11 protein-coding genes are annotated in these 12,647 nt (G+C 62.0%); 5 read left to right on the forward strand and 6 right to left on the reverse strand.

The window, feature by feature from the left end; all coding sequences use genetic code 11:
- Window positions 1-20: 20 nt before the first annotated feature.
- The 5 genes from J1G18_RS08565 (at window position 21) to J1G18_RS08585 (ending at window position 5,282) form a co-directional block, all read left to right on the forward strand.
- The gene (locus J1G18_RS08565; RefSeq protein WP_223007470.1) at window positions 21-539 is read left to right on the forward strand and encodes a GNAT family N-acetyltransferase; all 519 of its coding nucleotides are present in this window, start codon (window positions 21-23) and stop codon (window positions 537-539) included.
- A gap of 204 nt (window positions 540-743) precedes the next feature.
- Window positions 744-1,922 carry an MFS transporter gene (locus J1G18_RS08570; RefSeq protein WP_135295777.1) on the forward strand — a complete coding sequence of 393 codons (1,179 nt, stop codon included), beginning with the start codon at window positions 744-746 and terminating at the stop codon, window positions 1,920-1,922.
- A gap of 154 nt (window positions 1,923-2,076) precedes the next feature.
- Entirely contained in the window at window positions 2,077-2,766 is a 690-nt protein-coding gene (locus J1G18_RS08575) for an HPP family protein (protein ID WP_223007471.1), read from the forward strand.
- A 254-nt stretch (window positions 2,767-3,020) separates the two neighbouring features.
- Window positions 3,021-4,127, forward strand: coding sequence for an enoyl-CoA hydratase/isomerase family protein (locus J1G18_RS08580; RefSeq protein WP_223007472.1), 1,107 nt, complete (start codon window positions 3,021-3,023; stop codon window positions 4,125-4,127).
- A 3-nt stretch (window positions 4,128-4,130) separates the two neighbouring features.
- Entirely contained in the window at window positions 4,131-5,282 is a 1,152-nt protein-coding gene (locus J1G18_RS08585; protein WP_134786342.1) for an acyl-CoA dehydrogenase family protein, read from the forward strand.
- Window positions 5,283-5,388: 106 nt separating this feature from the next.
- Here J1G18_RS08585 and J1G18_RS08590 read toward each other — a convergent pair whose 3' ends face one another.
- From J1G18_RS08590 to J1G18_RS08615, 6 genes are all read right to left on the reverse strand, one after another.
- The gene (locus tag J1G18_RS08590; RefSeq protein ID WP_098963986.1) at window positions 5,389-6,162 is read right to left on the reverse strand and encodes an enoyl-CoA hydratase; all 774 of its coding nucleotides are present in this window, start codon (window positions 6,160-6,162) and stop codon (window positions 5,389-5,391) included.
- A gap of 15 nt (window positions 6,163-6,177) precedes the next feature.
- Window positions 6,178-7,305, reverse strand: a complete 1,128-nt coding sequence (locus J1G18_RS08595; RefSeq protein WP_223007473.1) for an acyl-CoA dehydrogenase — start codon at window positions 7,303-7,305, stop codon at window positions 6,178-6,180.
- A 145-nt stretch (window positions 7,306-7,450) separates the two neighbouring features.
- Complete coding sequence (locus J1G18_RS08600) at window positions 7,451-8,644, reverse strand: acetyl-CoA C-acyltransferase (RefSeq protein ID WP_223007474.1); 1,194 nt, start codon at window positions 8,642-8,644, stop codon at window positions 7,451-7,453.
- A gap of 12 nt (window positions 8,645-8,656) precedes the next feature.
- On the reverse strand, window positions 8,657-9,418 hold the full coding sequence (locus J1G18_RS08605; RefSeq protein ID WP_223007475.1) for an SDR family NAD(P)-dependent oxidoreductase: 762 nt from the start codon (window positions 9,416-9,418) through the stop codon (window positions 8,657-8,659).
- Window positions 9,419-9,433: 15 nt separating this feature from the next.
- Window positions 9,434-11,098, reverse strand: coding sequence for an AMP-binding protein (locus tag J1G18_RS08610; RefSeq protein WP_223007476.1), 1,665 nt, complete (start codon window positions 11,096-11,098; stop codon window positions 9,434-9,436).
- A gap of 353 nt (window positions 11,099-11,451) precedes the next feature.
- Entirely contained in the window at window positions 11,452-12,468 is a 1,017-nt protein-coding gene (locus J1G18_RS08615) for an AraC family transcriptional regulator (RefSeq protein ID WP_223007477.1), read from the reverse strand.
- Between the last annotated feature and the right edge of the window lie 179 nt (window positions 12,469-12,647).

Below are 12,647 nucleotides of genomic sequence, written 5' to 3' on the forward strand. Positions count from 1 at the left end.
CTCCTACAGGGATTTTTACCATGAGTTTTGTTGTACGCCGGGCGCGGCAGAATGATGCCGCCGCCCTCCCCGCCATCGAACGCTCGGCCGCCGAGCTGTTTCGCACAGATCCGACCCTCGCCTGGCTTGCCGACACCGACGTGGCCAGCGCCGCGCAACACCGCCAAGCCATCGACAATGCCTACGTCTGGGTCGCCGAAACCACCTCGGCGCAACTGGCAGGGTTTATCCGCGCGCTGGATGTTGGCAACCAACTGCACATTGAGGAACTGTCCGTCGGCCTGGTGTTTCAGGGTCAGAGCGTGGGCCGTCAACTGCTGCTGGCCGCGATTGAACATGCCCGCCGTGAGCAGATGCACGCCGTGACCCTGACCACGTTTCGCGACGTGCCGTGGAATGCGCCGTTTTATCAGCGGAAGGGGTTTGTGGAAGTCGCACCCGGTGAGCACGAAGCGCATTTGCTCGATGCTCTGCAGAAAGAAATCGAGCATGGCTTTGCCGCCGAGCGACGCTGCGCCATGCTCCTGCCCCTCGATTGATAACACCGCCAATCCCCTCTGTGGGAGCGGGCTTGCTCGCGAAGGCGGTGTGCCCGCTGATAACGATGCTGGATGTGCCGGCCCCTTCGCGAGCAAGCCCGCTCCCACACGGATTTGCGGTGTGTCAGGTTGACCGCCGAGCGCGACCCGGTGAGGATGGCAAGGCTCACCCGCGCATTCTGAAATAAGGACATTGATCTCCTCGTGGCCACCTACTCCCGCCTCATCCGCCGACTGATGATCACCTCGCTGAGCATCGTCATCAGCCGTGCCCTGATCAGTCCGCTGCTGACCTTGTTTCTCAGCAACAAACTGGGCCTCAACCCACAGGATGTCGGTCTGCTGTTGGGCATCGCCGTGTTCAGTGCCACGCTGTTGTCACTGTACGGCGGCTACATCATCGATCGCCTCGACAAGCGTCAGCTGTTGATCCTGACCATGCTCTCCAGCGGTGTCGGCCTGATGCTGCTGACCTTCGCGCAGAATCTGTACCTGGTCACGCTGGTGTTGATCATCAGTGAAACCGCCTCTGCGCTGTTCCTGATCTGCTCCAAAGCGATGCTCAGTGAAAACCTGCCGGTGGGCCAGCGGGTCAAGGCGTTTTCGCTGAACTACACGCTGACCAATATTGGCTACGCCGTCGGCCCGATGATCGGCGTGGTAATTGCTGGGGTTCAGCCTTCAGCGCCGTTTATCGTCGCGGGGCTAATTGCCGCTGGCAGCGTTTTCCTGCTGCTGGGCGTCTCTCGCGAGGTCAGCCCGCTGTCGCAGGCGAGCCAGCCGCAGAGCTTCCTGAAGACGCTGATCATCCTGAAAAACGACCGCACGATGATCCTGTTTACCCTCGGTTGCTTGCTCAGCACCCTGGTTCACGGGCGCTTCACCCTGTACCTGTCGCAGTATCTGCTGGTGACCCACACGCAGGAGCAGACCCTCGACACCATGGCCGCCCTGCTCGCCTGCAACGCGATCACGGTGATCCTGCTGCAATACCAGATCGGGCGCTTTCTCAAGCGCGAGCACCTGCGGTTCTGGATTGCCGGCGGCACCGCGTTGTTCATCGTCGGCCTGATCGGTTTCAGCATGGCCGACAGTCTGGTCGGCTGGTGCGTGGCGATGTTCATCTTCACCCTCGGCGAGATGATCATCTATCCGGCGGATTTCCTCTTCGTCGACACCCTCGCTCCCGAAGAGCTGCGCGGCAGTTACTACGGTGCGCAGAACCTCGCGGCACTGGGCGGTGCGCTGAGTCCGGTGATGTGCGGGTTCCTGCTGATGCACACGCCGGCGCCGAGCATGTTCTACGCCCTGAGCGCTCTGGCGGGGCTGGGTGGGTATTTGTGTTTTGTCAGCGGACGCCGCGTGGCGATAATTCAAAAATAATGCACTGAAGCAGCATTTATATGAATTTGTCAGCATCGACTTTGCACGGCACACTGTGCGCGTTCCTCCCCCAATAGTTGGAACGCTTCGAGGACTTTCCGAAACGGACAAGTCCTTTTTTTTGCCCCGAATTTACTGCAAGGACCCGATTCACATGCTCGCTCGCTGGTTGCCCGCCGCCATCAACACCCGCCCCACCGAATGGAGCCGCGCCGCGATCGGCATGGCGCTGGGCACCTTGTTCAGCGTCTGGGCGTGCAGTCAGGTGTTCGGCATCGAGGTCGCGTACCACCTGATCGGGCCGTTGGGCGCCTCGGCCGTGTTGCTGTTTGCCGTGTCTTCCGGCGCACTCGCGCAACCCTGGTCGATCATCGGCGGCTACCTGTGCGCCAGCGTGGTCGCGCTGCTGGTGGCCCACGTCCTCGGTCGCACCTTGGGAAGCGCCTGCCTGGCGGCGGGCATGGCGCTGATCCTGATGTGCTGGCTGCGTTGCCTGCATCCGCCGGCCGGCGCACTGGCGCTGACGCTGGTACTGGCCGATCCGGCCACCATCGCCATGGACTGGAAAGCCATGGAACCGGTGATGCTCGCCGCCGCGTGCATGCTGCTCAGCGCGCTGGCCTACAACGCCCTGACGCGCATCCGCTATCCGAAACGCCCGGCCGAGCCAGCGCCGCTGCTGGCTCCCGTCGATAGCCAGGCAATTACCGCTGAGGATTTGAAACTGGCATTGGCCGACATGGAAGCGTTTATCGACGTCACCCCTGAAGACCTCGAACAGTTGATTCATGCCAGCGAACTGCATGCCAAACGGCGCAGCATCGGCGAAGTCTTCACCCGATAACCACCTGCATCATTGTGGCGAGGGAGCTTGCTCCCGCTCGGCTGCGCAGCAGTCGTAAACCCGCGGTGTCGGGCCGCTTCGCAACCCGGCGAGAGCAAGCTCCCTCGCCACAATGGCAATCCTCAACCTGCTGCAAAAACGCAAACTCCCCCTGCACATATCCCGGTTGTACACGGCAAATTTGCACTGTTACGATCCGTCAACGCTCGCGCGCGAGCTTCTCGAATAAAGACAATAAAAGCAGGGAGTTAGTGATGACTGCTCAGGCTTCATCCCCGCGGACGCCGTCCATGGATGCCACGCCAGACGAAGTGCTGGCCGAGGTTCGCAATCACATCGGTCACCTGACCCTCAACCGCCCCGCCGGTCTCAACGCCATCACCCTCGACATGGTTCGTCAGTTGCAGCAGCAACTCGATGCCTGGGCGACTGACGCCAGCGTGCACGCCGTGGTGCTGCGCGGTGCCGGTGAGAAGGCGTTCTGTGCCGGTGGCGATATCCGTTCGCTGTACGACAGCTTCAAAAGCGGCGACACGCTGCACGAAGATTTCTTCGTCGAGGAATACGCCCTCGACCTGACGCTTCATCATTACCGCAAACCGGTGCTGGCCTTGATGGACGGTTTCGTCCTCGGCGGCGGCATGGGCCTGGTCCAAGGTGCCGATCTGCGGGTGGTCACCGAAAAGAGTCGTCTGGCGATGCCGGAAGTGGCAATCGGTTATTTCCCCGATGTCGGCGGCAGCTATTTCCTCTCACGGATTCCCGGTGAACTGGGGATCTATCTGGGCGTCAGCGGCGTGCAGATTCGCGCGGCCGATGCGTTGTACTGCGGGCTGGCCGACTGGTTTGTCGACAGCAGCAAATTGTCGAGCCTCGACGAACAACTCGATCACCTGGAATGGCGCGACACGCCGCTCAAGGATCTGCAGGGCCTGCTCGCCAAAAACGGCGTGCAAACCCTCGCCGATGCGCCGCTGGAGAAACTGCGCCCGGCCATCGACCATTTCTTCGCCCTGCCGGACGTACCGAGCATCGTCGAGCAACTGCGCGCGGTCACCGTCGCCGACAGCCACGAGTGGGCGACGAGCACCGCTGACCTGCTGGAGACCCGCTCGCCACTGGCGATGGCCGTGACCCTGGAGATGCTCCGGCGCGGTCGGCACCTGAGCCTGGAACACTGTTTCGCCCTCGAACTGCATCTGGATCGCCAGTGGTTCGAACGCGGCGACCTGATCGAGGGCGTGCGCGCCCTGCTGATCGACAAAGACAAGACACCACGCTGGAACCCGCCGACCCTTGCTGCGCTGGACGCCGGGCATGTCGCGAGTTTCTTTCACGGTTTTACTGAGAGCGGGAGCTGAGCCATGCACGATCTCGAACTGACTGAAGAACAAGTGATGATCCGCGACATGGCCCGAGACTTCGCCCGTGGCGAAATCGCGCCGCATGCGCAAGCCTGGGAAAAGGCCGGCTGGATCGACGACACACTGGTGGCGAAGATGGGCGAACTCGGTTTGCTCGGCATGGTGGTGCCCGAGGAATGGGGCGGCACTTACGTCGATTACGTGGCCTATGCGCTGGCGGTGGAAGAGATTTCTGCCGGCGACGGCGCCACCGGTGCGTTCATGAGCATCCACAACTCGGTGGGCTGCGGGCCGGTATTGAATTACGGCAGCGAAGAACAGAAAAAGACCTGGCTGGCGGATCTCGCCAGTGGCCAGACGATTGGCTGCTTCTGCCTCACCGAACCGCAGGCCGGCTCCGAAGCGCACAACCTGCGCACCCGCGCCGAACTGCGCGACGGCCAGTGGGTGATCAACGGCGCCAAGCAATTCGTCAGCAATGGCAAACGGGCGAAACTGGCGATCGTGTTTGCGGTGACCGATCCGGATCTGGGCAAGAAAGGCATTTCCGCGTTCCTGGTGCCCACCGATACTGCGGGTTTCATCGTCGATCGCACCGAACACAAGATGGGCATCCGCGCCTCCGACACCTGCGCGGTGACCCTGAACAACTGCAGCATTCCCGAGGCCAATCTGCTCGGCGAGCGCGGCAAGGGTCTGGCGATTGCCCTGTCCAACCTCGAAGGCGGCCGCATCGGCATCGCCGCGCAAGCCTTGGGCATCGCCCGGGCCGCGTTTGAAGCGGCGCTGGTGTATTCCCGCGATCGCATCCAGTTCGGCAAGCCGATCAACGAACACCAGAGCATCGCCAACCTGCTGGCCGACATGCACATGCAAATCAACGCGGCGCGACTGATGATCCTGCATGCGGCGCGCCTGCGCACGGCGGGCAAACCGTGCCTGTCGGAGGCCTCACAGGCCAAACTGTTCGCCTCGGAAATGGCCGAAAAGGTCTGCTCCTCGGCGATTCAGATTCATGGCGGGTATGGGTATCTGGAGGACTATCCGGTCGAGAAGTACTACCGCGATGCGCGGATTACCCAGATCTACGAGGGGTCGAGCGAGATTCAGCGGATGGTAATTGCGCGGGAGCTGAAGAACTATCAGTTGTAACGCCAAAAGCTTCGCGAGCAAGCCCGCTCCCACATTGGATCTGCGTCGTACACAAATCCCATGTGGGAGCGGGCTTGCTCGCGAAGGCGTCAATTAGGTCAGCGCATTACTTGCCCTGAAACTCCGGCGTCCGCTTGGCCACAAACGCCGCCATGCCTTCCTTCTGATCCTGGGTGGCAAACGCCGCATGGAACACCCGGCGTTCGAAGCGCACGCCTTCAGTCAGGTTGACCTCAAAGGCGCGGTTGACGCTTTCCTTGATCATCATCGCAATCGGCAACGACTTGCTGGCGATCACTGCGGCGACTTTCAGCGCCTCGTCGAGCAGTTCATCACTCGGCACGATCCGCGCAACGATGCCGCAGCGTTCGGCTTCCACCGCATCGATCATCCGCCCGCTGAGGCACATTTCCATGGCCTTGGCCTTACCCACCGCGCGGGTCAGGCGCTGGGTGCCGCCCATGCCCGGGAGCACGCCGAGGTTGATTTCCGGCTGACCGAATTTGGCGTTGTCACCGGCCAGGATGAAGTCGCACATCAGCGCCAGTTCGCAGCCGCCACCGAGGGCGAAACCGTTGACCGCAGCAATGATCGGCTTACGGCGGTTGGCCACACGGTCGCTGTCGCTGAACAGATCATCCATGTAGATCTGCGGATAGGTCAGTTCGGCCATTTCCTTGATGTCGGCGCCGGCGGCGAAGGCTTTCTTCGAACCGGTGATGACGATGCAACCGATGTTCGCATCCGCTTCCAGACCATCGAGGGCATGGTTCACTTCGCTGACCAGTTGCGCGTTCAGGGCGTTCAGCGCCTGTGGGCGGTTGAGGGTGATCAGGCCGACGCGGCCGTGGTTTTCCAGCAGAATCGTTTCGTAAGTCATGGGCAAGATTCCTTGTCAGAGATTGCGCGAAATAACCATGCGCTGAATGTCGCTGGTGCCTTCGTAGATCTGGCACACGCGCACGTCGCGGTAGATGCGCTCCAGCGGGAAGTCGTTGAGGTAACCGTAACCGCCCAGCGTCTGCAACGCCATCGAGCAGACCTTCTCGGCCATTTCCGAGGCGAACAGTTTGGCCATCGAAGCCTCGACCAGCGCCGGCTGACCGCTGTCACGCAGGGCAGCGGCGTAATGCACCATTTGCCGGGCAACGACGATCTGCGTGGCCATGTCGGCGAGACGGAAGGCCACGGCCTGGTGCTCGATGATTGGTTTGCCGAAAGTGTCGCGCTCACGGGCGTAATCGCGGGCCGCTTCGAACGCGGCACGGGCCATGCCCACCGCTTGCGAAGCGATGCCGACGCGTCCACCTTCGAGGTTGGCCAAGGCAATCTTGTAGCCTTCGCCCTCCTCACCCAAGCGGTTGGCGACCGGCACCTTCACGTCTTCAAACAGAATCTGGCAGGTGTCCGACGCGTGCTGGCCGAGCTTGTCTTCGACCCGCGCGACTTTATAGCCCGGCGAATCGGTGGGCACGATGAACGCCGTGATCCCGCGTTTGCCGGCACTCGGATCGGTCACCGCAAACACGATCACGATCCCGGCGTTCTGCCCGGAAGTGATGAACTGTTTGCAGCCGTTCAGCACGTAATGATCACCTTCCAACCGTGCGCGGGTTTTCAGGCTACTGGCGTCGGAACCGGCCTGCGGTTCGGTCAAGGCGAAGGCGCCGAGCATGGCGCCGCTGGCCAACGGTTTGAGGAAGCGTTCGCGCTGGTCGTCGTTGCCGAACTTGAGAATCGGCACGCAGCCCACCGAGTTGTGCACGCTCATGATGGTCGAGCAGGCGCCGTCGCCGGCGGCGATTTCTTCCAGGGCCATGGCGTACGCCAGGTAGCCGGTGTCACAGCCGCCCCACTGCTCCGGCACCAGCATGCCGAAGAAGCCCAGTTCGGCCATCTCGCCGATGGCTTCCTTGGGGAAACGATGCTCGCGATCCCACTCAGCGGCGAACGGTTTCAGCCGTTCCTCGGCGAACTGCCGGGCCATGTCGCGGATCTGGGTTTGGTCTTCGTTGGGAATCATAGTGAATCCTTAAATTCAAGTCGCACCGCCTATTCATTGTGGGAGGGGGCTTGCTCCCGAATTGGCCGTGTCAGTCAGACAATTTCTGAATGACACACCGCCTTCGGGAGCAAGCCCCCTCCCACAGGGAGAAAGGGCGTTGGCCTCAGTAGATGCATTCCACGGCCATCGCCGTGGCTTCGCCGCCGCCGATGCAGATCGCCGCGATCCCGCGTTTCAGGTTTTTCTGGCGCAGGGCCGAGAGCAAGGTCACCAGAATCCGCGCACCCGAGGCACCGATCGGATGGCCCAGCGCGCAGGCGCCGCCGTGCACGTTGAGCTTGTCGTGGGGGATTTCCAGGTGGGTCATCGCCGCCATCGCCACCACCGCGAACGCTTCGTTGATTTCGAACAGATCGACCTCGTTCAACGCCCAACCGGTCTTCTTCACCAGCTTCTTGATCGCGCCAATCGGTGCCACCGGGAACAGGCCCGGCGTGTCGGCAAACGCCGCATGACCGTGAATCACCGCCAGCGGTTTCAGTCCGAGTTTCTGCGCTTGCGACTGGCGCATCAGCACCAGCGCCGCCGCGCCATCGGAGATCGAGCTGGAGTTGGCCGCGGTTACCGTGCCGCCGTCGCGGAATGCCGGTTTCAGCGAGGCAACCTTGTCCAGTTTGGCTTTCGGCGGCTGCTCGTCGTTGCTGATCAGCACCTGTTCTTTGCCGACGGTCACGGTCAGCGGCACGATCTCGGCCTTGAAGCTGCCGTCTTTGATCGCCTGTTGGGCCCGAGTGGTCGAAGCGATGGCAAACGCATCCTGGGCTTCGCGGCTGAAGTCGTTGGTTTCGGCGCAGTCTTCGGCGAAGGTGCCCATCAGACGGCCCTTGTCGTAGGCGTCTTCGAGGCCGTCGAGGAACATCGAGTCGAGCACCCGGCCATGGCCCATGCGGTAACCGGCGCGAGCACGGTCGAGCAAGTATGGCGAGTTGGACATGCTTTCCATACCGCCGGCGATCACCACATCGGCGCTGCCGGCCAGCAGCATGTCGTGGGCGAGAATGGTGGTTTCCATGCCCGAGCCGCACATTTTGTTGACGGTGGTGCAGCGTGTCGATTTATCCAGCCCGGCACCCAGTGCCGCCTGCCGCGCCGGCGCCTGACCGAGGCCGGCCGGCAATACGCAACCGAACAACACTTCATCAACCGCGTCGCTGGCAACGCCTGCGCGTTCAACCGCTGCCTTGATCGCGGCAGCACCGAGTTGCGGCGCGGTGAGGCTTTTCAGTTCGCCCTGAAAACCGCCCATCGGGGTGCGGACAGCGCTGACGATAACAATCGGATCGTTGGAACTAGTCATGACAAATCCTCCTTACTTGGCGGCCATGCGCAAGGCGCCGTCGAGACGGATCACCTCACCATTGAGCATGCTGTTTTCGATGATATGCCGAACCAGCGCGGCGTACTCGGCAGGTTTGCCAAGACGCGGCGGGAACGGTACGCCGGCGGCCAGCGACTCGCGCACTTCCGGGGTCATGCCGGCCATCATCGGGGTTTCGAAAATGCCCGGGGCGATGGTCATCACGCGGATGCCGAAGCGTGCCAGTTCGCGGGCGGCCGGCAGGGTCAGGCTGGCGATCGCGCCTTTGGAGGCGGAATACGCGGCCTGACCGATCTGGCCGTCGAACGCAGCGACCGAGGCGGTGTTGATGATTACCCCGCGCTCGCCATCGGCATTGGCTTCGCTCTCGGCGATGGCCGCAGCCGCCAGTCGCAACATGTTGAAGCTGCCGATCAGGTTGACGTTGATCACTTGGGCAAAACTGGCCAGAGCATGCGGGCCGTTCTTGCCGAGGATCTTTTCGCCACGGACGATACCGGCGCAGTTGACCAGACCGTTGAGGCTGCCAAAGGCTTTGAGCGTGCCCTGCACGGCGGCTTCGGCAGCGGCTTCATTGCTGATGTCGGCGACGACGCTTTGCGCGCCGAGGCGCTGGGCCTGAGCGGCAACGGCTTCGGCGTTCATGTCCACCAGCATCACTTTGGCGCCGGCGTTGACCAGCAACTCAGCGCTGGCCGCACCCAGGCCGGAGGCGCCGCCGGTGACGATAAAAACCTTGTTCTCGATCTGCATGACTGACTTCCTGATTCAAGCTGAAACGTTGTGCGCCGCAGCCTCTTGAGCCTTGGCGATTTCCTGGTTGCGCAAGATAAAGCGCTGCAATTTGCCGCTTGGGGTTTTCGGCAATTCGCTGACAAATTCGATTTCACGCGGGTACGAATGCGCGGCCAGACGTTTGCGCACGTGTTGCCGCAGCTCTTCGGCCAGCGCCGGTTCGGCGCGGTATTGCGGGTTGAGTACGACGAAGGCCTTGACCAGTTCGGTGCGCTCCGGATCCGGCTTGCCGACCACGGCGGCTTCGACCACCGCCGGGTGTTCGATCAGCGCGCTTTCGACGTCGAACGGGCCGACGCGGTAGCCGGAAGTGGTGATCACGTCATCACTGCGCCCGACGAAGCTGATGCTGCCGTCCGGGTTCCATTCCACCGTGTCGCCGCTGAGGTAGTAATCGCCGACGAAGGCTTTGGTCGGCACGCCCTCGTAGCCGCCGAACCAGCACATCGGCGACTGGGTGCGGTCGATGGCGAGAATGCCCGGCTGACCGACACCGAGCTCGTTGTAGTGCTCGTCGAGCACCACGATGCGATGGCCCGGCGAGGCGAAACCGGCGGCACCGAGGTGGATCGGGTGTTCCAGGCCGTGGTGGTTGCACAGGACCATGCCCAGTTCGGTCTGGCCGTAATGGTCGTGAATGACTACGCCGAGGTTGTCGGCGAACCAGCGGATCACTTCCGGGTTCAGCGGCTCGCCAGCGCTGCTGACGATGCGCAGCTTGCCCTTGATCGACTTGGCGAACTCGTTGCCGCCGGCAATCAACAAGCGGTACGCGGTCGGCGAACCTGTGAGGTTGGTGATGGCGTATTTGTTGATCACCCGGCAGGTGCTTTCGAGGGTGAACGGGCCATCGTAAAAGGTGATCGGGTGCCCCATCGACATAGGGCCGGTGACGCCGAAATAGATGCCGTAGGCCCAGCCCGGATCGGCGACGTTCCAGAACGAATCTTCAGGACGCAGATCCACCGCGTCGCGGGTGTAGCTCTGGAACGCGACGATCGCCTTGAGCGGCACCGACAGTGCTTTCGACGGGCCGGTGGTGCCCGAGGTGAACATCAGCAGGAACGGGTCCTCGCCCGTCAGCAGTACCGGCTCGCAAACGCTGGAATAGTTGGCCAGCTCGGCCCAGAAACTGAAATCGCCACGGACGATGCCCTGGCCCTTGGCGCCGCCGACGGTGACGATGGTCGGGCAATCGCTGACTTCAGCGAGCTTCGGCCGGTTGACCGCGTCGGTGACTACCACTTTGGCGCCGGAACTGTTCAGGCGATGTTCGATGGCCTTGGGGCCGAATGCGGTGAACAACGGCTGATACACCGCGCCGATGCGCCAGGTGGCGAACACGGTGATGAGCAACTCGATGTTGCGTGGCAGCAGACCGGCGACCTTGTCGCCCTTTTGCACGCCTTGTTCGCGAAGGAAATTGGCGAAACGCGCGGCTTGGTCTTGCAGCTCGCTGAAGGTGTACGTGGCACTCGCGCCGTCGCGGCCCTCCCAGAACAACGCAATGCGCCCCGGCAAGGCGTGGCGGTCGCAACATTCGACGCAGGCGTTGAGCGCCTCCAGCGTGCCGCTGAGCGCAGCGTCCACGGTGTGCTGATAGTTGAACTGTTCGGTGGCAGACAAGTAATCGCGCATTGCCAGAATCCCTCGGTGTTTTTATTAGGCTGGGAACCGTAAACAACACAGGGATAGTCGCGCTGCGGCGCTGAAGCGGCAATGGTCAAAGCTGTCAATCTGGCTGATTGGTTTGGCCAAGATTCCAGAGATGTGCCGCCTGGACTGGCGCCTTCGGGAGCAAGCCCCCTCCCACAAGGGAATTGCATTGCAAAGGGGGGATCACTGTGAAAGCTGCAATCACAGAAGATTGCATTTCAAAGAATGCTCCACCTGTGAAAACCAGAAAGGCTGCAATCACAGGAAGAATGCATTTCAAATATGGGAGGGGGCTTGCTCCCGAAGAGGCCCGATCAGGCGACTGACAATCCGGATCAGACGGCTTCGTTGAGGATCAGCGTGCGGTAATGCCCAGGATTGGACCCCGACCATTTGCGAAACGCCTTGTAGAACGAACTCGCATCGGCAAACCCCAGCCGCGTCGCGATTTCGACGAAGCTGATCGACGGCTCCGCCAGCCAGCTGATTGCCAGTTCCTTGCGCACGCTGTCCTTCAGCCCCTGATAGGTCTGCCCCTCCTCGGACAATCGCCGGCGCAGGGTCGAGGCGGACATGCACAGTTGCTGCGCCAGCGCCTCGGTCTCCGGCCACTGTTCTGCGGGTAGCTGCCGCAGGTCCTGTTTGATCTGGCTGGCCAGGCTTTCCGGGTCGCGGTATTTCACCAGAATATTCGCCGGCGCATGGGCCAGAAAGCGTTTCAGTTCTTCGGCCGTACGCTTGATCGGCAGATCGAGACAATCAGCAGCAAAGATCATCCGCGTGCGCGGACGCTCGAAGCGCAGGTTTTCCGAGAACATAACCCGGTAGTCGTCGCAGAAATCCGGCTCGGCGCAGCGCAGTTCGATCGCCAGAATCGGAATCCGCCGCCCCGCCAGCCAACAGGCCACGCCGTGGACGATCATCCAGTAGGTGAAATAGGTAAACGCCCGGCGCGGCTCGGGATCGTCTTCGAGCAGGACGATTTCCGCCAGGCTCTGCTGATGCGCCAATTGCGCGGGCATTTTTTCCAGCATCAAGGAGAGGAAATTCAGGCCCATGCCCAGGCCGGCGGCCAGCGTCGGTTGCGTCATGGCGCTGCGGCAAAGGAACTCAAGGCTGCCGGACTTTAGCCGACGCGGATCCATGCCGAAGAACTCGTCATCGCCGCGCCGGGCCAGCAAGCGCCAGAGTCTAGCGTATTGCGAGGCAGGCACCCGACCTTGCTCGCTGTGCAGCAGGGCCGGAGCAATTCCGACCTTGTTCAAGACTTCATCCGTGGCCACGTCCGGGGCACAACTTTGCAGCAGCGCTTCACGCACCAGTTGCACGGCGATGGTGTCTTTTTCCGACATGGAGCGAGGCAGGCCTTGTTGTTTTCGAGTGAGGGGCATCTTAACGCAGGATGCGAATTCAGCACGAATCCCCTGTGGGAGCGCGCTTGCTCGCGAAGGCGATGTGTCAGCAACATCCTTATCGACTGACGCGCCGCCTTCGCGAGCAAGCCCGCTCCCACAATTGGATCTGAGCAAGG

The sequence above is a fragment of the Pseudomonas sp. MIS38 genome, from assembly GCF_019891575.1.
Lineage (GTDB): Bacteria > Pseudomonadota > Gammaproteobacteria > Pseudomonadales > Pseudomonadaceae > Aquipseudomonas > Aquipseudomonas putida_A.